The 22877-nt window shown below is 56.7% G+C and carries 23 protein-coding genes and 1 tRNA gene; 5 read left to right on the top strand and 19 right to left on the bottom strand.

Annotated features, from left to right (window positions below):
• Window positions 1-14: 14 nt before the first annotated feature.
• Window positions 15-98, bottom strand: a tRNA-Leu gene (locus NSS83_RS31875).
• Window positions 99-278: 180 nt separating this feature from the next.
• Between NSS83_RS31875 and NSS83_RS31870 the strand changes: the two genes are divergently transcribed.
• Window positions 279-737, top strand: coding sequence for a hypothetical protein (locus NSS83_RS31870; protein ID WP_341186672.1), 459 nt, complete (start codon window positions 279-281; stop codon window positions 735-737).
• Window positions 738-921: 184 nt separating this feature from the next.
• Here NSS83_RS31870 and NSS83_RS31865 read toward each other — a convergent pair whose 3' ends face one another.
• From NSS83_RS31865 to NSS83_RS31845, 5 genes are all read right to left on the bottom strand, one after another.
• Window positions 922-1599, bottom strand: a complete 678-nt coding sequence (locus tag NSS83_RS31865) for a hypothetical protein (RefSeq protein WP_341347280.1) — start codon at window positions 1597-1599, stop codon at window positions 922-924.
• The gene (locus tag NSS83_RS31860) at window positions 1596-2387 is read right to left on the bottom strand and encodes an SDR family oxidoreductase (protein ID WP_341347279.1); all 792 of its coding nucleotides are present in this window, start codon (window positions 2385-2387) and stop codon (window positions 1596-1598) included. Before NSS83_RS31860 ends, NSS83_RS31865 begins: the two co-directional genes overlap by 4 nt.
• Before the next feature lie 19 nt (window positions 2388-2406).
• Window positions 2407-2628, bottom strand: a complete 222-nt coding sequence (locus NSS83_RS31855; RefSeq protein WP_036695680.1) for a hypothetical protein — start codon at window positions 2626-2628, stop codon at window positions 2407-2409.
• Between the two features lie 132 nt (window positions 2629-2760).
• Window positions 2761-3078 carry a hypothetical protein gene (locus NSS83_RS31850; protein ID WP_340754713.1) on the bottom strand — a complete coding sequence of 106 codons (318 nt, stop codon included), beginning with the start codon at window positions 3076-3078 and terminating at the stop codon, window positions 2761-2763.
• A gap of 108 nt (window positions 3079-3186) precedes the next feature.
• The gene (locus NSS83_RS31845; protein WP_036725092.1) at window positions 3187-3756 is read right to left on the bottom strand and encodes a xanthine phosphoribosyltransferase; all 570 of its coding nucleotides are present in this window, start codon (window positions 3754-3756) and stop codon (window positions 3187-3189) included.
• Between the two features lie 176 nt (window positions 3757-3932).
• Here NSS83_RS31845 and NSS83_RS31840 point away from each other — a divergent pair, with 176 nt between their 5' ends.
• A complete protein-coding gene (locus NSS83_RS31840; RefSeq protein ID WP_341186675.1) occupies window positions 3933-5066 on the top strand; it encodes a hypothetical protein in 1134 nt (377 codons plus the stop codon).
• Here the strand turns inward: NSS83_RS31840 and NSS83_RS31835 are convergent.
• From NSS83_RS31835 to NSS83_RS31825, 3 genes are read right to left on the bottom strand one after another with little or no spacing between them, the layout of a single operon-like run.
• Window positions 5053-8364 (bottom strand): AAA family ATPase, encoded by a 3312-nt coding sequence (locus tag NSS83_RS31835; protein ID WP_341347278.1) that lies wholly within the window; start codon window positions 8362-8364, stop codon window positions 5053-5055. The genes NSS83_RS31840 and NSS83_RS31835 overlap by 14 nt on opposite strands.
• Window positions 8361-9845, bottom strand: a complete 1485-nt coding sequence (locus NSS83_RS31830) for a DNA repair exonuclease (RefSeq protein ID WP_341186677.1) — start codon at window positions 9843-9845, stop codon at window positions 8361-8363. Before NSS83_RS31830 ends, NSS83_RS31835 begins: the two co-directional genes overlap by 4 nt.
• Before the next feature lie 4 nt (window positions 9846-9849).
• Window positions 9850-10986: a glycosyltransferase family 4 protein gene (locus NSS83_RS31825; protein WP_341186678.1), complete on the bottom strand. Its 1137-nt coding sequence runs from the start codon at window positions 10984-10986 to the stop codon at window positions 9850-9852.
• 211 nt (window positions 10987-11197) lie between these two features.
• Here NSS83_RS31825 and NSS83_RS31820 point away from each other — a divergent pair, with 211 nt between their 5' ends.
• Together NSS83_RS31820 and NSS83_RS31815 are read left to right on the top strand one after the other, a co-directional pair.
• Window positions 11198-12604: an RsmB/NOP family class I SAM-dependent RNA methyltransferase gene (locus NSS83_RS31820; RefSeq protein WP_341347277.1), complete on the top strand. Its 1407-nt coding sequence runs from the start codon at window positions 11198-11200 to the stop codon at window positions 12602-12604.
• Window positions 12605-12720: 116 nt separating this feature from the next.
• Window positions 12721-12810: a sporulation protein YjcZ gene (locus NSS83_RS31815; protein ID WP_143803672.1), complete on the top strand. Its 90-nt coding sequence runs from the start codon at window positions 12721-12723 to the stop codon at window positions 12808-12810.
• A 98-nt stretch (window positions 12811-12908) separates the two neighbouring features.
• Here NSS83_RS31815 and NSS83_RS31810 read toward each other — a convergent pair whose 3' ends face one another.
• The 7 genes from NSS83_RS31810 to NSS83_RS31780 all read right to left on the bottom strand — a co-directional run bounded on the left by NSS83_RS31810 (window position 12909) and on the right by NSS83_RS31780 (window position 19181).
• Window positions 12909-13706, bottom strand: coding sequence for a Cof-type HAD-IIB family hydrolase (locus tag NSS83_RS31810; protein WP_341347276.1), 798 nt, complete (start codon window positions 13704-13706; stop codon window positions 12909-12911).
• Between the two features lie 65 nt (window positions 13707-13771).
• A complete protein-coding gene (locus NSS83_RS31805) occupies window positions 13772-14539 on the bottom strand; it encodes a pseudouridine synthase (protein WP_341347275.1) in 768 nt (255 codons plus the stop codon).
• Between the two features lie 3 nt (window positions 14540-14542).
• A complete protein-coding gene (locus NSS83_RS31800; RefSeq protein WP_341186682.1) occupies window positions 14543-16165 on the bottom strand; it encodes an RsmB/NOP family class I SAM-dependent RNA methyltransferase in 1623 nt (540 codons plus the stop codon).
• A 67-nt stretch (window positions 16166-16232) separates the two neighbouring features.
• Window positions 16233-16697 (bottom strand): DUF309 domain-containing protein, encoded by a 465-nt coding sequence (locus NSS83_RS31795; RefSeq protein WP_341347274.1) that lies wholly within the window; start codon window positions 16695-16697, stop codon window positions 16233-16235.
• The gene (locus tag NSS83_RS31790) at window positions 16687-17499 is read right to left on the bottom strand and encodes a GTP pyrophosphokinase family protein (RefSeq protein ID WP_036725183.1); all 813 of its coding nucleotides are present in this window, start codon (window positions 17497-17499) and stop codon (window positions 16687-16689) included. The genes NSS83_RS31795 and NSS83_RS31790 overlap by 11 nt, the downstream gene beginning before the upstream one ends.
• Before the next feature lie 27 nt (window positions 17500-17526).
• Window positions 17527-18621 (bottom strand): quinone-dependent dihydroorotate dehydrogenase, encoded by a 1095-nt coding sequence (locus NSS83_RS31785; RefSeq protein WP_341186684.1) that lies wholly within the window; start codon window positions 18619-18621, stop codon window positions 17527-17529.
• A gap of 155 nt (window positions 18622-18776) precedes the next feature.
• Entirely contained in the window at window positions 18777-19181 is a 405-nt protein-coding gene (locus NSS83_RS31780; protein WP_341186685.1) for a hypothetical protein, read from the bottom strand.
• A 244-nt stretch (window positions 19182-19425) separates the two neighbouring features.
• On the opposite strand from NSS83_RS31780, the gene NSS83_RS31775 reads away from it, so the two are divergent.
• Window positions 19426-19563, top strand: a complete 138-nt coding sequence (locus NSS83_RS31775; protein WP_341186686.1) for a hypothetical protein — start codon at window positions 19426-19428, stop codon at window positions 19561-19563.
• Here NSS83_RS31775 and NSS83_RS31770 read toward each other — a convergent pair.
• The 3 genes from NSS83_RS31770 to NSS83_RS31760 form a co-directional block, all read right to left on the bottom strand.
• Window positions 19560-20987, bottom strand: a complete 1428-nt coding sequence (locus NSS83_RS31770) for a L,D-transpeptidase family protein (RefSeq protein WP_341186687.1) — start codon at window positions 20985-20987, stop codon at window positions 19560-19562. The genes NSS83_RS31775 and NSS83_RS31770 overlap by 4 nt on opposite strands.
• A 137-nt stretch (window positions 20988-21124) precedes the next feature.
• On the bottom strand, window positions 21125-21367 hold the full coding sequence (locus NSS83_RS31765; protein ID WP_036702186.1) for a ferredoxin: 243 nt from the start codon (window positions 21365-21367) through the stop codon (window positions 21125-21127).
• A gap of 159 nt (window positions 21368-21526) precedes the next feature.
• Window positions 21527-22819: a DNA polymerase IV gene (locus NSS83_RS31760; RefSeq protein ID WP_341186689.1), complete on the bottom strand. Its 1293-nt coding sequence runs from the start codon at window positions 22817-22819 to the stop codon at window positions 21527-21529.
• Window positions 22820-22877: the final 58 nt, after the last annotated feature.

Raw genomic sequence — 22877 nt, 5'->3', positions numbered from 1 at the left:
CATTCTTACGGTAATGCGGTCAAGAGGACTCGAACCTCCACGATATTGCTACCACTGGCACCTGAAGCCAGCGCGTCTGCCAATTCCGCCATGACCGCATATTCAGTTGACTTGCTTTCGCAGTCACAAGATAGATCTTACCATGCCAGAATTATGGAGTCAAGTTTATTTTATTGTAAATTGCTATCCATAAATTGCAAGTAAAATATTGCTTTTATTTGCGGATTCGGTGTATAATGAGAACAAAGGTTCGCATACTATAAATGAGGTGATTTATAATGGCGATTACCAAGAGACACCCCCTAAATACACCAACAATCCCTGAGAATATAACCAAAGATGAATTGTCCCTGGTCAGAAGCTATCTGTTGCTAACGTTTATTCATAAAGTATTTGAACGGGACTGCCGCGCCATCGGCAAGAGCGGTCTGTTCAAGACTCCCCAGCTCTACATGGAGCTGGTATCCAGCGCTACCAAGAAGACATCCCTGATGCTGCAGGAGGTTACCCGCGAGCTTACCGCGAACCAGCTCAAGATCAACACTGTGCGCCAGGATCAGCGCGGAGTTACCGCCGAGTATAACTGCCGGGGCTATGTTGGCGAGATCCATATTCTATGGCCCGGCTTCCGTAATGAGATGATGCAGCGTATGCGCGCCTACCTCGGACTGGGTGCCGAGCTTGCCTCCATTATTCCCCGGGAAGAACAAGCCGAACAGTTGGCCATGACCATCTAAGCTGCCCTTGTGGTGGAATGTACTGCTGACATGAAGAGCCTCGTCCTTTTGCGGACGAGGCTCTTGGTGCGGGTGCAGAACAATATATGATACGTTGATGGTGAGCGGCGGTTTTTCGATTACATTGGCCCAAGCAGCAACCCGGCCCCTTCCTGCCGTTCACCGGTTCAACGCCTGAGGGAACTTACTTCAAGACCTTCTCCAGCTGCTTCGCCCCGGCCTCCGGGAACAGCTTGGCCGTATGCTCCATGATCCGCTCCCTGGATGCCTCGGGCTGATCGCTGTAACGTGAAGTCACATAGTCTGCTCCGAATACATGCTCGCTCACAGCATAACGGCCGATTCCCCAGCCGTAGGGACGGCCATGCTTGTCCTGCTTATACTCGAATTTGCTGGCTGTAATGTAGGTCTGCATCTGCAGCAGCGTCATGGCTGTGTCGAAGCCTTTGGCACCTTTGGCCGCGAAGCCGGACAGCGCTTTGAGGTCACTGGAGAGTAGTCCTACCTCATGCTCCAGCAGCACATCCATGATTCGTTTGCTGGCCATGGAGGCCAGTCCGTCATCATATCTGGCATCGAAATCATAACCGTCCCGGCGGTAATTGGCGAAGTCCGGATACCATTCTCTGCTGATGAACCCGGCCTTCTTGTTAAAAAGCTTCGCATAAGCGATCTCGCCCCCGGCCGCAATCTCCTCGCGCCATTCCCACGGGCCGATTACATCCTTCACGAACCAGTAGCCCGCAGGTGTGCATTCCTCCAGAGAGAAGCCTGCGATCTCACAGCGGAACAAGGGCAGGTACCCGATATCCCGCACCAGCACAGCCAGTTCCCCGGCGTTCTTAATAACCGGCAGCTTCATGATTGCCCTCCCGGGCGGTAGGTCCAGCCCCCGTCTCCGTGGTAGATCATCTGCTTGCCCATCCCGCCATCGATTGTAATATTCTCGCCCGTGATGAATCCCGCGGCCTCACTGCACAGGAACAGCACCATAGCCGCGATATCTGCCGGAGTTCCGACCCGTCCCGCAGGATGCTGCAGCCGGTCCGGCTCTGTATGAACCGGTTCCGGCGTTTCCTCCGTACCGTGATAAGCCGTAGTGTCAATCCAGCCCGGGCTGATGGCATTCACCCTAGCCTTACCGGCCAGACTTACACTAAGGGCGTGGGTCAAAGCACCAATCCCGCCTTTGGCGGCAGTATAGCTCTCGGTATCCGGCTGCGACATCCGCTCCCGGCTGGAGGAGATATTCACAATAGAGGCTCCTTGGGTAAAATACGGCTTAAGCCGCAGCGTCAGATAATAAGGCGCTGTCACTCCGATCCGCTGCACGTACTCGAAATCCTCATAGCTGCACTCGGACAACAAGCCTTTTTTGCTGGTACAGGCATTGTTAATCAGGTAATCCACCTGTCCGTAGCGGCTGATTACCTGTGCGGTGAAATCATCCAGCACCGTCTGCTGCGCAATATCGCCCGCATAGAAGAACAGCCGCTCTGTGCCATACCGTTCCTCCAGCCAGCGTCCGGCTGCTGCATCCGTATCGATACAGGCAACCATTGCTCCGGCCTTCAGGAATTTCTCGGTGAGACAGCGTCCGATTCCGCCCGCGCCGCCGGTGACTACCGCTATTTTATTATGATGACTCATCGTGGCCTCCGTTCTCCGCTTATTCTGAGGTATAGGCTTCCGGTCTGGGCTCGCTCACCGGCTGATACAAGTATCTCCGGTCCAGCTTCACCACATGCTTGTTCGGACGCCGGATCATCACCTGAGTCTCGTCCCAGGCCAGCACGATCCCTCTGATATCATTGCTCGCCAGTCCGTCGCGCACGACTCTTACCCGCTCACCGGAAATCCGGTAGGCATCCAGTTGTTCATCACTGATCATAGTATTTTTGCTCCCCTCTCTGTGCTTAGCTTGTCCAAATTCAACTCTGAATCCGGTCATGAAAAAGACCCAAATGAGAATCATCCGGGTCTAGTTATCTTTCAAAAGCAATCTGTATGTCTTATGAAGTTCCTATATCAGCGCTTCATTCTTCTCAAACCAGAAGTCAAGAACTTTAGCGGACATCACACGTTGTTCCAGATATTCGACCTGATGCTCTGTGAATGTCTGTCTCCAGCTGAACGACAGCTCTTCACACAAACTTGTGATTGTCAAAAGCTCTGACCAAGCAACATAACGTTTGTACCAGAAAAACTGAGGATGTTCGATCATATAGGGATACAAATCGTCGAACTCCGTGTGTTTGCAATCCAGCGCACGTTCGAAGTGATCCTTAGCCTCGGTTAGTTTATCAATAAAAAATTGCTCTGTCACCGGTTCATTCCCCATTGTGACGCCTCCTCTCTCATGTCTAATTTTTATTATAAAGGAAAACTTATAGGGTGAAAAGCAGATGTTTAAAAAATAGGCTGTGTTCCTGTTATTGTCACTTCCACCTTATCCAAAAACAATCGTCCCGTCATTAAGAGAGGTAATATCAACAAGGGATTCCAGACGGATTCCCTGTTCGCGGATCGTGCGTGCACCGGCCTGGAAGCTTTTTTCGACCACTACGCCAAGGCCCACCAGCTCGGCTCCTGAACGCTGGATAATCTTAATCAGGCCGCGGGCCGCGTCGCCGTTGGCGATAATGTCATCGATGAAGAGGATTTTGTCATCCTCCGAGATGAACTGGCGGGACAGCATGATGTCTGTAACAATTCCTTTGGTAAAAGATGGAACCCGTTCACACAGAGCGTCGGGATCAGCCAGCAGCGTTTTTTTGCGGCGGGCAAACACCAGCGGCACCTTCATCTCATAAGCGGTGGCAAATGCCACGGCAATCCCCGAGGATTCCACAGTCACTACGCGAGTCACTCCAGCCTCAGCAAATCTGCGGGCAAATTCCCGTCCCATTTCCATCGTAAGCATCGGATCGACCTGGTGGTTAAGCAGTCCGTCCAGCTTCAGCACCTGATCCGAGACGACTACGCCTTCCTCCAATATCCGCTGTTTCAATAATTCCATAATTGTAAGCCTCCATTACCCTTTATAGACGTTTCACCGAAATCGCACCTGTTCGTCCAGGCGGAAGTCATGTCCCTCTGTTCCTCATCATAACCTGTACTATGCGGACTACACAAGGCTATATCCTTGCAGGCCCCGCGATTATAAACTTCGCAGCATTCATAAGGAGGCTAAGCATGAAGTCACATGTCCGCACATTACAGATCGCGTTCACTTATATTGGCACCATTGTAGGCGCCGGATTCGCTACCGGCCAGGAAATCCTCCGTTTTTTCACCAGGTACGGACACTGGGCGCTGCTGACGATTCTATTCTCTGCCGCTCTCTTTATCTGGCTGGGCACCAAAATGATGATCATCGCCCGGAAAATCTCTGCGGACTCGTATGAGGATTTCAACCGCCACCTGTTCGGAGCCAAGGCCGGGACCATCATCAGCCTGTTCACCATGATTATTCTGATCGGGGTGAACAGCATCATGCTCGCAGGCGCCGGGGCGATCTTCAAGGAGCATCTCGGCCTTCCCTATCAGGCGGGGCTGCTTCTGACGATCCTTGGATCATACTTGCTCCTGAAGCGCGGTATTTCCGGCATTCTGCAGATCAACAGCCTGGTGGTGCCCCTGATGCTTACTTTGTCGCTAATCCTTGTCTGTAATACGCTGGGCGTTGCGGGAGCCGAACGCTTCCTCTTCCTGCCCACCGATTACAGCAGCATCAACGCCTGGATCTCTCCGCTGCTCTATACCTCGTTCAACCTTGGCATGGCTCAGGCTGTACTCGTTCCGCTGGCCCGCCATACGGATGACGAACGTGCGCTGGTGCGCGGCGGTATTCTGGGCGGAGCGGGTATCGGGTTCATGCTGCTGGCGGCTCATTTTGCCATGAGCTCGCAGATGCCGGGCATCCTGCAGTTCGAGATTCCGATGGGAAGCATCGCCGTCCGGCTGGGTCCGGTGGTGCAGATGATTTTTCTGCTGCTGATCTTCATGGAAATCTTCAGCACCTTTGTTGCGGGAATCTACGGGGTAAGCGTACAGCTCCAGCAGCGGCTCCCGGTTGCCCCTGCGCTTGTCGCCCCGCTGCTGATGCTGATCTGCTATGTGTTCAGCCAATTCGGCTTCAGCTCACTGCTGGGCATCTTCTACCCGATTTTCGGCGCGCTGTGTCTGATATGGGTGATCATGCTGGTGCGCTCCCCCATGTCTCCGCCGCCAGGACAGGGGAAGCCACCGGCAGGAGGGGCGGGCGGCAAAAAGCAGGGAATCACGATTGTCAGCATCAAGCCTGCCATCCGGACTACACGGAAATAACTGCTGCTGCAGGAATGATGCCCGCCACTGCTTCGGCGACATGACGGTGGCAGGTCATCATGACGATCTGCCGGGAAGCCGACAGCTCGCCAAGCAGAGCCAGGGCCGCTTGAAGCCGGTGTTCATCGAAATTAACGAAGAGATCATCGAAGAACATCGGCAAATTGACCTTGCTGCTCATCGTTTCTGCCAGTGCCAGCCGGATCGCCAGATACAGCTGCTCTGCGGTTCCCCGGCTGAGCAGTCCGCTGTCCAGCAGTCCGGCATCCTTGTGTTCAGCCTTCAGCTCTTTGTGCCCCAGTGTCATCACGATCCGGCGGTATTCCCCGTACGTGAGCTTCGAGAAGTACAAGGAGGCGAGCTGCAGCACCTGAGGCTGCTTCTCCTGTTCATAGATTCTGCGCGTCCGCCCCATCAGCTCGGCCGCCAGCGCCGTTACCGCATATTGCCCGGCCAGATTACGCAGTGACGCCCGCTGCTCCTCCAGCTGCTGGAGGGCAGTATCTTCCTTGCCTCGCTCTGTCAACGCTTCCCGTTCCTGCAGCAGCTTGCCGCGCTGCTCAAGCAGCATGCTCCGCTCCTCTTCAAGCTCGGCCGCCGCTTCTTCCGCAGCCTGATGCTCCTGCTCAAGCCGCCCGGCATCCAGATGCTCCAGCAGACTCAGCAGCTCCGCCCGGCCTTCATCATCCCATCCGCTGAACATCGCCAGCTCCGCTTGACGCACGAACCGCGTAACCTCTATCCGTCTCAGCCACGCAGAGGAACGGCGCAGGAACTCCTCTCCGTTCTCAGCACTGCCTTCCTCCAGCAGCTTCGAGCACCGCAGGTTCAATTCCGCCTGCTCCCTGTGATTCGCTGCCAGCTCCTCCCGGACTTCAGCCAGCCGCACCTCCACACTCTCTCTGCGTAGCAGCTCAGCCCTCAGCTGATCCCACTCCCGCTTCCGCAGCTCCAGCCAGGTTAAGAGGGCGGCTGGGGTAGGGTGACCAGGAGCAGCTGGAGTTGCGGGTGCGTATTGGGCAGTAGGATCGGTGGCGGGTAGGCGGTGCTGTGCAGCAAACGGAGCAGCCGGTACCGATTGCTGATCAGCTACAAAAGGAATTGGAGCTGGCCGTCCGGTCTCCGCAGCCGTAAACAGCTTCAGCCCTTCCTGCTCATAGAGCGCACATTCCTCAGCCAGTCCGCTAAGCCGCGCAGACCATTTGGCCTCCTGGCACAGCAGCTCATGGCCCTGCTCTGCCAGGGCGAAGATATCCGGCAGGCCGTCCGGCGACAGCCCTTCGGGGAGTCTCCGCTGACGCAGCCATGCTTCGTAGCGTGCCGCCAGCTCCGTGAAGCGGGCCTCCGCTTCCTCCAGCTCGCCGGTCAGCACCTGCTCCTGTCCGCTCAGCTGCGCAAGCTCCGTCCGGCAGGCCTCGGCCTCAGCCGCCTGCCGGTCAACGCGCTGGCGCCAGGTGCCCCAGGCCTCCATCAGCCGGCGCAGCTCGCGCATCCCGGCCTCCAGCCCGCCTGCGTCAGGGCTGGCGGCCTTAGGGCCGCTCTCCCGCTCCGCGCCGGAGAGCAACAGCCCGCGCAGCCGCAGCATCTCCGCTGCGGCCTTGCCCGCTTCCCCGCCGCCGGGCTCCGGCGGGGACCCCGCCGCCCCCGCTGCGCGCAGGGCGGCCCATAGCCACAGGTCCGCTGCGGCCAGCAGGCCGAGCGCGGACCATACGCTGACCGGCGGTGCGCCGGTCAGCCACAGCGCAGGCGGCAGCAGCAGCGTAAGCGCTGCGCCCGCCTGCAGGAATCGCCGGTAGCGTACCGCCCGGCGCCCGTTGTCGCCGGGGCGGCTGCCCCCGGCGGTATCCCTGCGGCGCGGAGCTGACGCGCCGCCTTCCGGGCCGAGCTGCGCTTCGCGCCAGCGCTCGGCGGCCTGCTGCAGCTCGTCCCAGAGCTGCACCAGTTCACGCGGGCTGCGCGGTGCCAGGCCCGCGAAGTCCGCTGCGCCGCTGGCGTGCTCCTGCGCCAGCAGGCGCTCGGCCGCCTGCAGCGCAGCAGCGGCGGCGGCCTTGCGGGCGCGGAGGCTCAGCAGCTCCGCGCCCCGGGTCTCCATTTGCCGGTCATATCCGGCAAAGGAGGCGGCGTAACGCCGCGCGGCCTCCCGGTCCGCGGCGGCCGGGGTGAAGCCCGCAAGCTCTGCGGTATCCCAGCCTGCGCCAATGCTGCGCAGCAGGCGTTGCAGCTGCTCCCGCAGAGCCGCAAGCTCCGCCTGAATCCGCTGCTGCTCCGCCCGCTTGTCCTCATAGCTGCTGCGGCTGCGGTCCAGCGCTTCGAGCGCAGGCCCCTGCTCTGCAAGCAGAGGATCAGGCGGCTTCGCCGCAAGCTCTGCGGTAAGCTCTGCCGTAAGCCGTTCCAGCCGGAACGCTGCACCCTGCAAGCTGCGCAGATCGGCTGTAAGCGACCTCCAGCGTTCCGCCCCGTTATCCGGGAACGATGCAATCACAGGCAGCTCCTCCAGCTCCAGCCGGCCTTCGCTCCATTTCAGCCACAGCTCCCGGATGTCCTGCGCCTTGCGCAGCTTCATCAGCCTTGCACCGGCGAGCCCGCGGTCCAGCTTCATCTGCTCCAGCTTCTGCTCCGCTGCTTCCAGAGCCAGGGTATTCCCGTTATATCTCGGCAGATAAGAGCGGCTCTCCGCTACCTCCTGCTCCAGCTTCCCGATAGACTGTAGAATCCTGGCCGCCTCCTGGACCTTGCCTCGCGGCTTGTAGAGCTTCTCGGCCTCCTGGACCAGACGCTTCTCGGCCCGCATAATCTCCCCGCCGCCGCCCATCCCGGCATGGAACAGGTAGCTGCTCATTTCCCCGGACTGCAAGGCACCCAGCTCCTGCAGCTCGTCAAGCGAGACAGCGAACAGCTGGCGGAACATGCTCCGGGAGATGCCGCCAAGCAGACGCCGCTCCAGCTCCGCCTGATTCAGCTCCTCCGTGCGGCCATCCGGATGGAGGAGTGCAATATGCAGCTTCTCCGCTCTGCCCGGCCCCGCGCCGCCGGAAGCATACCGGCGGATGGTCCATAATGCGCCGGACTCATCCCTTGCTTCCAGAACTCCGCCGTGCGTCCCTCCTTGCAGCGGCTCGTACCGTTCAGCCGGATTCCCCCGGCCGGGGATGCCGTACAGCATGGCACGGATGAACTGCAGGGTCGTGCTTTTACCAGCCTCGTTGCGTCCGAACAGAACCGTGACCCCTTCATTCAGTCCAATCTCCCGCTGAGCCAGCCTTCCGTAGCCGCCGATCCGCAATGAATCGATCTTCATCCCTCTACCTCCCGGTCTTGCTGTCCATCACTATCTCCGGTATCCCCGGCAGTGTTCTTACTCATCACCCATCCGTCAGCATCCGCCGGCGCATTTTCCCACGCCCGTCCAGTCCCTTCCAGCCCTGCTCCATTGCCCTCAACAGAATACACCTTGCCTTCTTCCGCAGTATTCAGCGGCGTCCCTCCGGACTCTTCCAGTCCGCTCAGCAGAGTGATTCCCAGCTCTGTTGCACCTCTCAGCCATTCCTGCTTCTCTTCGGCTCCTACGGATAATAGCAGCCTGCGCAGCTCCTGGTTCTCCATCAGCGGTCTCAGCGCAGTAGCGACCAGCTCGTCCAGCTCTGCGGCATTCCCGCTACTGTGCCCGGCAAGCCGTAGCATTTCACCCAGGAAGCTGTCCTCCAGAAGCAAGTGCTCCCGGTCAACCGCAAGTCCCGTTTCAATGGAGAAGCCTTCCGTCCAGACCAAGCCCGCGTATTCTTTGCGCACCGCGCGCACAGTTTCCCGCCGCTGGAGCTCGGTGAGCAGATCATCTGCCGCCCCCTTTTCAGCCAGCACCTTATGTATATCCCCCCGCCCGGTCAGGCGGAATCTGACCACAGACATCATCTGCGGAGTCTCTCTGCGGATATCCTCCACTGCATTCTCTACAGCCAGGGTCCACTCTGCCTCGTCAGTGAGTCCTTCAATCGAGAGCTCGCGGACCTGCCAGCGTACACTGTCCAGTTCATGGAAATCCAGCCGGACTGCACCCTCTGCACTGACATCAACCGTATAGCAGCCCTTTGGCCCGGTCTCCTTAATGCTTCTTCCTTGAATGTTGCCCGGATAGACGATAGGCGGATGCTCATGCAGAATACTCCGCTTATGAATATGCCCCAGCGCCCAATAGTCATAGCCCCTGCCGATCAGATCTTTCCGGGTGCATGGGGAGTAAGTCTCATGCTGGAGATCCCCGTCCACATTGCCGTGCAGCAGGGCGATGTGGAACAGGCTGCTGCCCGGCTGGCGGCTGAAGCGCAGAGCTGTATTCTCTGTCACTTTGGAGGTCGGGTAGGAGATGCCGCTGATCACAGCTACCTCCTTCCCGTCCACCCGGCGGCGGGCGGTAACGCGTTCCGGCTCACTGCCGCCGAATACCGTAACATGGGCAGGCGGTGCTGAGCTAAGGCGCGGGCCGTCCAGCGGATCATGGTTACCGTGGATCAGGAATACCTGAATTCCGTGGTGTCCGAGTTCCTCCAGAGCCTCCCGGAACCGGAGCTGCCCTTGAAGCGATGCATCCGAGACATCGTAGACATCGCCGCTAATGACCACGAAATCTACCTTTTGCAGGGTGGCTACGCCAACAAGCCGCCCGAGGGCGGCGAAGGTGGACTCCCGGAGATAGGAGCGGATATCCGGCGGGAGATGAGACAGACCGGCGAACCGGCTGTCCAGATGCAGATCCGCAGCATGCAGGAAACGAAAAGGAATCATAGCCTCACCCCTTCATTCCCGGCTGGAACTGCAGATAGGTTTTCTTCAGTTCATTGGCTACACGGGTCAGGGAATAGAGGCTCTTTGCTTTATCCCAAGCCGAGCGCGACAGCTCATAGCGGTAACCGGGGTCCGTGATTACTTTTTCCAGAGCATCTGCCAGTCCCAGCTCATCATCCGGATTCACCAGCAGCCCGTTCACCCCGTCCTCAATTTGCTCGGGAATGCCGCCCACATTGGTCCCGACCAGCGCCAGACAGCTCAGCGCAGCCTCGGCAAATACCGAACCGAACGCCTCCGCCCGCGATGGCAATACGAAGATATCGAAGAACGGCATGAATTCCTCAGGATGCAGCGTATAGCCGTAAAAAATAGTCTCATTATATATACCCAGCTCCTGCGCAAGCTTCTCCAGCTCCGCCCGGCTCGGTCCGTCCCCGATAATATGCAGCACATATTCATGCCCCCGCTTCTTCAGCTCGGCACAGGCCTTGAACAGAATATCGATGCCTTTGGCCGGCACCAGGCGGGTAACCGTGACCAACTGCGGGATGTCATTCTCATGCGGGACAGGCTTGAACCGCTTCTCGTCGAACCCGTTCGGGATCACTCCGATGCTGTCCGGCCGCTCAATATAAGGAGTCATATAATCGGCAAAAGCACGCGAAACCGTCATCAGCCGGTCACTCACATGCTCCAGCTCCCGGTAAATGGCGACCAGGAACTGATGCTCAATCCCCCCCTCGCGGATCAACCCGTTCAGAATCAATTCACGCTCATAGCTGGAGTGCAGCGTCTGAATCAAGGGCACATCAGGATAAATTCTCTTCATCGCCAGCCCTGCAATCGGATGATGGGCATGGATCAGATCATAATTTTTGCTCATGCGCAGCTTGGTCCACCAGATGTAATCCCGGTAGGTCTGAATGTATTTTTGTACAACCGGACTTTCGCCGTACACGGTCCAATCAAAGGTCTCGAAGACGATGTCTTCGCGTCCCTTGCCCCGGATGCGCTTGGGCAGCCAGAACAAATCCATCTCCCAGCGGCTCGAGCGGAAGCGTTCCTGCAGATAAGGGATCATAGAAGATACACCACCGGGCTGCTCCGGCGGGAAGAATAGCGCTTGCAGCAAGTTCATATTGGTACATCTCCCTTTACAATTGCCCTATTTACGGTGAAAGCCGGCAATTATGATATAGTTGTGTATATGTACAATAATAAATACGGGTATAGCTACAGGTATAGGTACGCTAAGGTTCCATATCCTAATTTTATCGGTATCCACCCGAAACAGCAACTAAGATGACAGCTTTACTTATCTTGGATTTTGAACTAGAGGAGAATGAAAGATGAATGAAGAACGGCTGCCTGCCGCGTACACCGCTAACATTAGAGAGATGCTGGGGGATACGGCGGACGCTTTTCTGGAGAGCTATCTTGCTAAGCGGACCCAGGGTCTGCGGTTCAATACGTTAAAAAGCAGTGCACCTTCCGGCCGCGCCGCAGCGGAGCAGGCAATCGCACAATTCGGCCTGTCACAGGTAGCATGGTGCCCATCGGGCTTCTACTATGAGGACCCGGTCCGGCCGGGAAGACATCCGTATCATACCGCCGGACTATATTATATTCAGGAGCCCTCCGCAATGTCCGCAGCCGAGCTGCTGAAGCCGCTCCCCGGTGAGATCGTTCTCGACCTGGCGGCCGCTCCCGGCGGCAAAACCACCCATATCGCCTCACTGATGCAGGGGCAAGGGCTGCTTATTTCCAATGAAATCCACCCGGAGCGGGCCAAAATCCTGGCCGAAAACGTCGAGCGGCTCGGCATAAGCAACACGCTGGTTACCTCCGCAGCTCCCGGTGATCTCTCCAAAAGATTCCCTGAGGTGTTCGACCGCATTATGCTGGACGCGCCATGCTCCGGCGAAGGGATATTCCGCAAAGACCCTGCGGCGATAGACGAATGGTCCCCGAAGCATGTGGAGATCTGTGTAGCCAGACAGTGGGATATTCTGCAGGATGCGTATCTGATGCTGAAGCCTGGCGGTCATATGGTCTATTCGACCTGTACCTTCAACCGCCAGGAGAATGAGGAGACCATGGAGCGCTTCGTGCAGACCTATCCCGATATGGAGCTGATCGTTACGAAGCGGCTGTGGCCCCACCTGGAGCGGGGTGAAGGGCATTTTGTGGCCCTGCTGCACAAGGCTGCTTCCGCTAACCAGACAGAATCTGCTTCACGTTCAAGCAAAAGTAAACGCGGTGAACGCGGCAGTAATAGTCAGAAGGCAAGTGCTACGCTTAGGGAGGCCCATCAACAGTTCATGAGCTGGTCGGAGGCAGAATTGCCCGGATTCGCCGGACACGGCGTGCCGCTTCTCTTCGGCGAATCCCTGTATCTGCTGCCTGAGGCATTCAGGGAGCGGCTGCATACCGGTATACTGGACGGGCTCAAGGTGCCGCGTGCCGGACTGCATATTGCCCATCTGAAGAAAAACCGGATCGAGCCCGCCCACGCGCTGGCTATGGCTCTCCGGCCGGATCAGGCGGCGCGCAGCTATGATATGCCTGCGGACGGCCCGGAGATCCAGGCCTGGCTGCGCGGAGAGAGTCTGCCGGTTCCGCCAAGCCTGCATGGCTGGACGCTGGTCACCGTAGACGGCTTGCCCGTTGGCTGGGGCAAAGCCAGCTCCGGCCAGCTCAAGAATCATCTACCCAAGGGTCTGCGGATTCTAAAAGCCCATCTTGACGAGGTTTAGGCAGTTGACCAGTTCATGAAGCCTCCCTACGCATATGATGTCATTATCCCATGGAGATCCGCCGGACTTAAGCGCCGGCAAATGGGAACAGACATGAATCAAGGGAGGAATCAGACATGGGTGCAGGTGTAGGCTTCACTTCGACCGGTGCGATTTTGGTACTCTTCATATTGCTCGTAATCATTTCCCGTTCGTTGTTCGTCTAATTCCGCTATAAGCAGCACAGCACACGGACCTCAAGCAGCCCGCTCCCTTAATGGGAGCAGGCTGCTTTTTCATCACTATGCAAATTGAATTAGTCTACTTACAAACAGTACTTCACCAGCGCATCGCGCACACCGTTGTCATTATTGGTGCCGGTGATCACATCTGCGGCTGCTTTGACCTCCACCGGAGAGTTATCCATCGCCACACCCAGACCGGCATAAGTCAGCATGGAGATATCATTGTAATAGTTGCCGATCGACAGCACCTGCTCTTGCGGGATGCCTAGCTCGGCTGCCAGGTGCTTCAGGGCATTGCCTTTGGAGGATTCCGGGTGCATCAAATCGACGAAGAACTCTCCGCTGCGCAGAATGTTGTATTGTTCTCCCCAAGTAGCCCACTCCCGCTGCGCTTCATCCAGAATATCGGACTGTGTGAATACAGTGAATTTCACAATCGGTTCGCGGAAGTCCTCCCAAGCGGGAAGAGATGCAGGCATAATCCGGAAATGCTCATACATATAGTGGGCTTCCTTCGTCAGGTTCTCCACATTGTCCACATACATCTCAAACGCTGTGTTCACATCGAAATGGATATCACGCTCGCGGCAATAGGCGATATACGGGTCCAGCCCTCTGGCGTCCAGCCCATACTGGTGCAGCACCTTACGGTCCTTGACGCTTACCGTTGCCGCCCCGTTATGGCCAAGCACATAGCCCGACAAGCCCATCTCCTCCATAAAAGGAATCGAATTCTGCGGACTGCGCCCTGTGCAGAGTACAATTTGCCCACCCTGGCGCGTGACCTCGGCAATCGCCGCTTTATTCTCTTCACTGAGCTGATGATCATCATTCAGCAGTGTTCCGTCTACATCCAGTGCAATCAGCTTGTATTTCATACCCCATCATCCTATCTCTGTATAGTATACCGCCAGTTCGCTCCTGGTCTCTATTTAACTAATCCTTACGATTCCGCAGCCCCGCCGCCGCGCAGCAGCGTAAGCTCACGGGCCGTGAGCTCCCGGCAAGCTCCCTCGGGCAGCGTCTCATCCAGCTTGAGCTCGCCCATCGACACCCGTTTCAGGAACACTACCTTCTTCCCGACAGCCACGAACATCCGCTTCACCTGATGGAATTTGCCTTCCGTAATGGTGAGTGAGATATACGACAGCACGCGGCTGCCCCGTTCTCTGCTTAGAATGCTAAGCTGCGCGGGCAGAGTCACATAACCATCCTCAAGCGTAACACCCTCGGCAAAAGCAGCCACATCCGCTGCATCGACCTCCCCCTCAACGGTAGCCTCGTAGGTTTTGGGGACATGCTTGCGCGGGGACAGCAGCTCATGTGCCAGCTTGCCGTCATTCGTGAGCAGCAGAAGCCCCACGGTATCCTTATCCAGCCGTCCGACCGGGAACGGCTCGAACTGCGCATACTCCTGCTTCAGCAGATCCAGAACCGTACGGTCCCGTTTGTCTTCGGTGGCGGATAATACGCCCGGCGGTTTATTCATCATCAGATAGATGAATTCCCGGTAGAGAACCGGCTCCCCGCCAACCTCTATGCGGTCCTGCTCCGGGTCTACATGGAACCCGCTGTCTTTGACGACAGCTCCATTGACTGTGATCAGGCCCTGCTTGGCCTGCTTGCGGATATCGCTGCGCGAGCCAATCCCCATGTGGGACAGCACCTTATCAATCCGCTGTTTCTTATTCGCCGTTCCTCCTGTAGCCATACTCTAAGTCCACCTCCAGCCTGCGGGATATTCGTTCTTCAGTAGTCCGTCCTGCCATTTGCCCCAGCCTGCGCTGAAGCCGTCAATGCAAACGAGAGTATAACCTTTGTAAGCATGTCCATCCTTAATGGACATGCGTTCTGCGGGGATCGACAAGGTCTCCCCCTTCAGGTAGGAGACCGCTTCCCCGCTGGCGCTGGATAGCGATACCGAGCGGCTGCATTCCTCAGGACGAAGTGCTGTAGCGAGCGGATGACCGGGAACGAATCTGCCGCTCTTGATCTGCCCCACATACCAGCCCGGCCGGACCGTCTTCAGCCCGTCCAGCGCTTCACGCGGCAACGGGGAGATATAAAGATGGTCGCCGAACCATATCGCATGTCCGGGCGGCTGTGTCCCCAGCAGCTCTTGAATAAAGTCCGCATAGACCGCGAACGCTACCGCTTCCCCGCCAGTTCGCTGTGACTGCGGACCTGGACCCGTTCCGGCTCTACCAAAGCCAGAGCCGGAGCCGTGTCCAGATCCGCGTCCTCCCTTGCCGCCCCGGCCGTAATCTGCCTTACCGGGAACTGCCTTACTATGAGAGTCTGTTTTGCCAGGCTTGCTCCGGGGCGCGGCTGACAGACTTTTCTCTCTCGACTCATTTCGTGCTTTTACGTTCTCTAAAGTGTTTGTCACCGTAGTTCCATTTCCTGCTGCCCCGGTTTCAAATGCCTCTCTCTCCGATCCGCCACTTCCCTCATGACGCAATACCGCCATGAAATGCCCTTCCCCCTTGACCTTATGCGGCCACAGCCGCGCCGCACCCGGCAATGGGCCGAGTCCGGCAGCGTACGGACCGGTTCCGCCTATGGGAACCAGCGAGAAGTGCGGATGGCCAGCCAGGAATCCGGCCACCAGCTCCTCGTCCTCTTCCGGCGCGAAGGTGCACGTCGAGTAGACCATCGTTCCGCCCGGCTTCAGCGCCGTGGCTGCCGTCTGCAGAATCTCCCGCTGCATCTCCGCATATTTGTCCGGGGTTCCCGGCTCCCACTGTCTGACCATATCCTCGTCCTTGCGGAACATGCCTTCACCCGAACACGGCGCGTCGATCAGAATCCGGTCGAAGAAGCGGGGAAAGGCCGCCGCAATCCGCTCCGGGCGCTCATTCAGGACAATGCCGTTACGTACCCCGTACAGCTCCAGATTCTTGGCGAGCGCCTTTGTCCGTTCAGGATGCAGGTCATTCGAGACTAGCAGGCCTTCACCCTGCAGCTTGGCAGCAATCTGGGTAGACTTGCCGCCCGGGGCTGCGCACAGATCGAGCACCCGATCCCCCGGCTGAACATCCAGCAGTTCAACCGGGGCCATGGCACTCGGCTCCTGAATATAGTACAGCCCCGCATGATAATAGGGGTGCTTTCCGGGTCTGGCTCCCTCTCCGGTATAGAAGCCCGAAGGGCACCAGGGAATCGGCTCCAGGGGGAAGGGGGAGTGCTCCCGCAGCCCGTCCACCGTTATTTTCAGTGTATTGGCCCGGATTCCCCCGTAAGGTGACTGCTGATAGGTATCTGTAAATTGCTCATATTCCGGTCCCAGCAGCTCTTTCATACGCTGCGCGAAAGCTCCGGGCAGTTGTGCTGTCATGATGCCGTCCTCCCGCTCAAATAATCAGGAACACCCCTGCGGGTGCTCCTGTTGTACCTTACTATGGTCAAGCGCCACCCGGGCTGTGCCTGGGTCTGTCCGGCCGCTGCGGCCCGCGCCGCTGAGGCAGCACAGGCGGAGTAGACTCAGCAGCGAGCCTGACCTCTTCCTCCAGCACGGGGTCTACGATGCGGATTGTGAGATCATAATAATCAAAGGGCTGATCGTTGTAAGCCTCCAGACGGGCAACATACTCCCCGGCTTCCCGGACCAGCTTCGCCAGATCAATCCCCAGCGTCACCGCCGGATATCTGCCCAGTACTTCATGAGACTGCTTCAGCAGAATCAGGCCGCCGCGCACATTGGCATTACGGAAATGGTACAGCCCGACTGCCACCTGCAGCAGAGCTTTGTATAACGGATCACGCTGCTTTTCCAGCCATAATTCCTCCAGCACCTCATGACATTCGAAATAATCCCTGTCCCGGTTGAAGTAGATGAGGTAGGCCAGATACAGCGGCTCATAAGCCATCCGGCTCGCTGCCCTTCTTGGCATTCGAGAGCAGCTCGCGCACATGGTCCAGCAGTTCCTTCATTGCATCCATATCCTGAGCCTGCCAGATCGCATTGAACCGTTCCTGACTCTCAATCGCTTCATTCACAAGATGATAGAAATACAGCTGGTGGATTGCCTTCAGCAGTTGGGTCGTCATGTTCGAGTTCTCCTCGAAGGTCTTCTGGGCCTCCAGAATCTCTTCCCGGATACTCGACATCTCGCTGTCCAGAATGGAAGCCGCTTCTGCTGCCGTTTTCAGGCGCACCCGCATTTCATCAGGCAGGCTCTCCCGGTATTTATAATTCAGCGAATGCTCAATGGTTGCCCAGAAGTTCATCGCCAGTGTACGGATTTGAATTTCAGCGAGTACAATCTTTTGACCCAGCGCAGTCTGTACCGGATACCGGATGATCATATGGAAGCTGCGGTAGCCGCTTTCCTTATAATTGGTAATGTAGTCCTTCTCATATAGTACTTCAAGGTCTTTGCGGGCACGGATGTATTCCGCCACTCTGCGGATATCCTCGACGAACTGGCACATAATGCGAATGCCGGCGATATCCTCGATGCCCGTTTCCAGATCCTCCATTTTTACGTTTAAGCGTTTAGCCTTCTCAAGTATGCTAGACAGCCGCTTTACACGGCCGGTAACGAATTCAATCGGAGTATATTCTTCCCTTTTCTTAAGTTCGGAGCGCATCGTCTTGAATTTAACCTTCAATTCCTCCACCGTTTGTTCATAAGGAAGCAGAAAAGTTCCCCAGTCCCTGACGTCCATCGCCTTGTCCTCCTGTCCATTCATCCTTCAGTGATGATCAGCGCCTACCGCATCAAGGAGCCTCTGGAAGCCGTCCCGCCGCAGCAGCTGCCGTAGTCCGGCATGCACTCTGCGGTTAACCTCCGGCCCTTCATAGATGAGTGCTGTATAAATTTCGACCAGACTGGCGCCCGCACGTATCTTATCGTAAGCATCCTGGGCTGTAAAAATCCCGCCCGACCCGATAATCGGCAGCTTGCCGCCAGTCTGGCTATAGATTCTGCGGATAATCTCTGTAGAACGTTCACGCAGCGGCTGACCGCTCAGCCCGCCCGTCTCTCCGGCTTTGTCGCTCTGCAGCCCTTCACGGGAGAGTGTCGTATTGGTGGCAATGATGCCGTCCATTCCGGCTTCCCTGATGGTATGTACCATATATTCCAGCTCAGCGTCGCTGACATCGGGAGCGATCTTGACCAGCAGCCCCTTCGTAGTGCCCGTCTTCACCCGCTGCAGCTCCATCTCTTCCTTAACCTCGCTAAGCAGGTTCGAGAGCTCGCTGCCATGCTGAAGACTCCGGAGATCCGGGGTATTCGGCGAGCTGATATTGACCACAAAAAAATCACCGTACGGATACAGCGTACGGATACACTTGCGGTAATCCTCATGCGCCAATTCATTCGGGGTGGCCTTGTTGCGTCCGATATTGACCGCCACCGGAATTCTGCGCTTCTTCAGCTTCTTGAGACGTTCAGCCATAGCCTCAGCGCCTTCATTATTGAAGCCCATCCGGTTAATAAGCGCCTTGTCGGGCAGCAGCCGGAACAGCCGGGGGCTGTCATTGCCGGGCTGGCCTACCGGAGTTACCGTGCCTACCTCCATGAATCCGAAGCCGATCGAAGAGAACCCTCCTACCGCTTCCGCATTCTTATCCAGCCCTGCCGCTAAGCCCACAGGGGTCGGGAAATGTACCCCGAACAGGTCTACTGCAAGATCTGCCGTCTCAGGAACCCCGTACATCAGGCGCATGGCTGCGCTCCCGCCGGGTACTAGATCTGCTTTATTCAGTCCGCCGATGACGAGATGATGCGCCGTCTCCGGGTCCATTTTAAAGAAAATTGGCTTGCCAAAATGTCGATACAGCACCGTTCTCGCTCCTTCAAGGGAACCACAATTGACATAACGACTCCCGTATCTATAGGTTTCTTCTTAATTTTATCCGTTTCCGGGGGAAAAGAAAAGTTTTTTGCCGCAGCGATTGTCCCCGCCTTGCCGCACTTCCTTGCCGCCGCCGCCAATTCTCACAGATTCCCCGTAATTTCAATTCCGTCCGCAGTCCGCAGGTGATTCCTTGCCCAGCTTATGAACGGGTTCAGGAAATCTTGTAGTTCAGAGTTACTATCCCGCTGCTGCTCAAGCTCAGACAAGATGGACTCCCACAAGCTCTTCGGAATAGGATTCTCCCAGCAAGGGTCCAGCGATGTCTGCTCTTCTCCAGTAAAGGGATTGGTTACAGGGAACACCTTGTTAATCGCAGGCTTAAGATACTCAAAGTCCTCTTCATAGATAAACAGCATCTCTGCGTGTGCACTCCCGCCCTCTTCCATGTTCAAATTATACCGGGAAAAGGTGAATCCTATATTCCTCCGGGGACCTGCATAGCGGTATAGCAGCACCGGAATTTCGCTTTTGGATCTGCTTGCCATGGCAGCATCACTCCTGCTTCTGTGTTCTTCACGCTCCAGCATGAAACTTTCCTTATGATACTCCAGCCGTTATTCCTCTGTATAGACTATGGCTCCGTTGATCCAGTCCTGCCGCAAGAGATTGCAGCTAGACTTGTCTTTTCATCCAGACTAGAATAGAGGAGCGGGCACAAGTTCAATGCACCGCCGGCAATCCTCACATGTAAGGGTTATCACAGACTAAGAGAGAAAGAAGGGCGACCTAATGTCAACCAAACGTAAGCCTCCTACACTCCAGCAGAAAAAAGAAGAAGTGAACCGCAAAGCGATTCTGTGGATCAGCGCCAGTCTGATACTGCTGATTGCGCTTATCGCCGTTTTATTTATCTTTGTCGGGAATTAGTTCAGCCAATGGTACACTTTATGGGGGTTGGTCTGATTACGGGGCGAATCCGAAGGGAAACGTTCCTCCGGTACGACCAGCTCCTCAGGCAGAACCCCTTGACTAATCTGAACCTTCGTGCCCATCGGCACCATCGCGAACAGCTCCTCCACATCCTTCCGGCTCATCCGGATACACCCCAGCGACTCATCCTTGCCGATGCTATCCGGCTCATTCGTCCCGTGAATTGCATAATTACTGTCCGAGAGCTGCATGCCCCGGCTGCCGAATTCCCCGTTATCGCGCCCGTTCGGGTTCACGACCTTATCCTTAATGAAGAACTCTCCTTCAGGTGTCTTATCTCCGCCGAGTCCCACAGGATAATTCCGCAGAATTACATTGCCGCTGGTGACCGCCAGACGGTAGTTTTGCTTATCAACAATGATAGCAAGCGGTTGTTTGAAAAAAAGCTTCTCCCCCGGCCCCGCCGCCGGACGTCCGCCTGTCTGCTCTTGCCCCGGAGTACCTGCTTCTTGGCCTCCTGACGGCTGTGGAGATGCAGAGAGCAGCGGCGCCTCTCCCCGTGCGGCACTGCGCAGCGGTGCGAAGGCTTCCTTCATCAGCGGGGTGATGCCGCCCAGCACGTTCGCCGGGAACGGCTTCACTAATTCCTGTACCGCTTCGGGATAAGCCCCTTTGCTGTTCTTGTACGTACGCAGCGCACTCCAGAGCACAGCGAGCTCCTCCTGCTGCTTCTGCCAGTTCAGTCCCTGCTGCTTAAGCTCCGCCGGATCCGGCGGCTGGCATGCGCACGCTGCCTGATTATAGGACTGATAAACTATACGCCCTTCTCCGCTCTTGGCAAGGGTAGCCTCCAGCGGCAACCCTTTCTTCCAGAGCAGCCATTTGCCCGAGCGCTTCATACCGAGCAATGCGGTGGCGGAAGGCGTCTTTGCCGACTTCAGGATGGCTGCCAGGCCCCCGCCCCCCGCAGCAGCATCCGCCGCTACCGCCGTGAAATCCAGACTTGCCGGTTCTTGCGGACTTACCGGTGTCTCTTCGGCGCTCTCCGGCGGCAGCACAGCTGAGATATTCGCGGCTGGCGCAGCGGTGCCCGCTCTCTCCGGCTGAATTCCCGGTGCGACGGCAGCCGGAATAAGCATGAGCAGCAGCAGCATTAGAGCCAGCAGCACCCGGCGCTTCTTGAGTCTAGCGGTCTGCCGTTCCCGGGCCGATTCCAGCAGCCCTTCCTCGTACTGCTGCAGCATTTCCGCCGGCACCTTGCTGCGTTCAAATGCCTCATACACTTCCCCGGCCTGATTGTAGCAGTAATTCGCTTTTCCATACTGGCCGTTCTTATAGTATTCCTTACCAAGCAAGTACCATGCCATCTTATTATCCGGATGCATCTGTACATAGGCTTTTAGATGCTGAGCATTCTTCATGTTGGCCTCCACTATTGGTGGTATGGTTACGTATTCGTATCTGCCTTCTATTGTATATCGGCAAAAGATGCAAAAAAAGACACCTCAAGCCGCATTTATTGCGGACCGGAGATGTCTTTATGTTAGACGGCAGTAGCTTAGCCCTCTTTGTTGAAAGGTGCATCTGCAATCTTAATGGAGTCTGTAGGGCATCCGTCAGCTGAATCCTGCAGGTCATCGAACAAGTCGTCCGGAATCACTACATTACCGTGGTTGCCGTCGTTCTCATAGATCACTTCTGCCAAACCTTCATCATCGTAATCAAAAATATCAGGGGCCGTCGCGCCACAAGCACCACAAGCGATGCATGTGTCCTTCTCGACCCAAGTGTACTTAGCCATTTTTTCTCTGCCTCCCGCTTAACTATACAGCCTGCAGTCGCAGCCTGTTATTTTTCTCATATTAATATAAATAGGATACAATTTCAATGAATTTTCAATGTGTTGACATTATTGCCTCATTCTCAGGGGGGCTCCCAGCAGGTGATGACGGCCCTTATCTCAGTCTATATCCTTATCTGCGCCGCCCAGATTGTCCTTCTGCAGCGAGGTGCCCCGCTCCTTATGATTACGCAGCCGCGCAGAGTGGCTGTCGCTCAGCATCCCTGCGGTCAGCACCGCATTCTCGCCGAACTTGTTGCGCAGCATATCCATCGCCTTATTGAGCGATTCCTTTTTCGGCTGCCGTTCGTAGTCGAACAGGTCCAGCTGAATGGCCGACTCCTCTTTGGGTATCAGCCCCTGGAGCGTTACCCCCAGCAGCCGCACCGGCTTGTCACCCTTCCAGTGGCGCGCGAACTGGTCGCATGCCACCTTATAGATGTCCTCGGCGCTCTCCGTGGGAGCCTCAAGCTGGCGGGAGCGGGTAATCGTCTTCATATCCGGCGTGCGGATCGTCAGCTGTACCCCCGCTGCAACCAGCCCCTGCTTCCTCAGCCTCCGCGCGACCTGATCGCTTAGGTTCAGCAGAATCGGGCGCGCCTCAGCCAAGCCTACTACATCATGCGGCAGCGTGGTTGTATGGCCGATGGATTTGCTCTGCTCCCGCTCCGGATTCACGATCCCGTGATCAATCCCGTTCCCCGCCCGCTTCAGCCAGGCACCCATGACGCCGAAATGGCCGACCAGCATCGCCTCGTCTGCGGCCGCCAGCTGTCCGATGCTGTAGATGCCCAGCTTGCGCAGCTTCTCGGCCGTCTTGCCGCCAATGCCGAACATCTCATTGCACGGCTTGTCCCACAGCACGGACGGCACATCGCGCAGCCGCAGCACGGAGATACCGCTGGGCTTCTTCAGATCAGAAGCGATCTTCGCCAGCAGCTTGTTGGGGGCAATCCCGATGGAGCAAGGCAGACCCAGCTCCTCCATAATGCGCCGCTGCAGCGCCTCGGCAATCTCCAGCGGGGTACCGAATTGACGGGAGCCGGTGATATCGAGATAGCATTCATCTATAGAGACCGCTTCGAGCAAGGGGGTATAGCTGTAGGCAATTTGCATAAAAGCATTCGAGTACTTGCGGTATAGATGGAAATCCGGCTTAATAAGCATTAAAGACGGACAAATCCGCAGCGCCTTCTGCACCTGCATACCAGTGGAGATGCCCAGCCTGCGCGCGGCGTAGGAGCAGGTGACGATAATCCCCCTTCTAGCCTCCACACTGCCAGCCACCGCTGTCGCCTCACCTTTATATTGCTCCGGATCTTCCGCCTCATGCACAGAGCAATAAAAGGCATTCATATCCACATGCAGAATAACCCTGCCGCTTGCCGGATAATATTGATCCACACTCTGCATGGTATCCACCTTCTTATCTTTCGGGGTTCCATTGTTATTGTCAGCATACCTCTACCCC

Source organism: Paenibacillus sp. FSL H3-0469 (assembly GCF_038051945.1).
Lineage (GTDB): Bacteria > Bacillota > Bacilli > Paenibacillales > Paenibacillaceae > Paenibacillus_AQ.
This window is presented reverse-complemented; position numbering and strand designations above follow the sequence as displayed.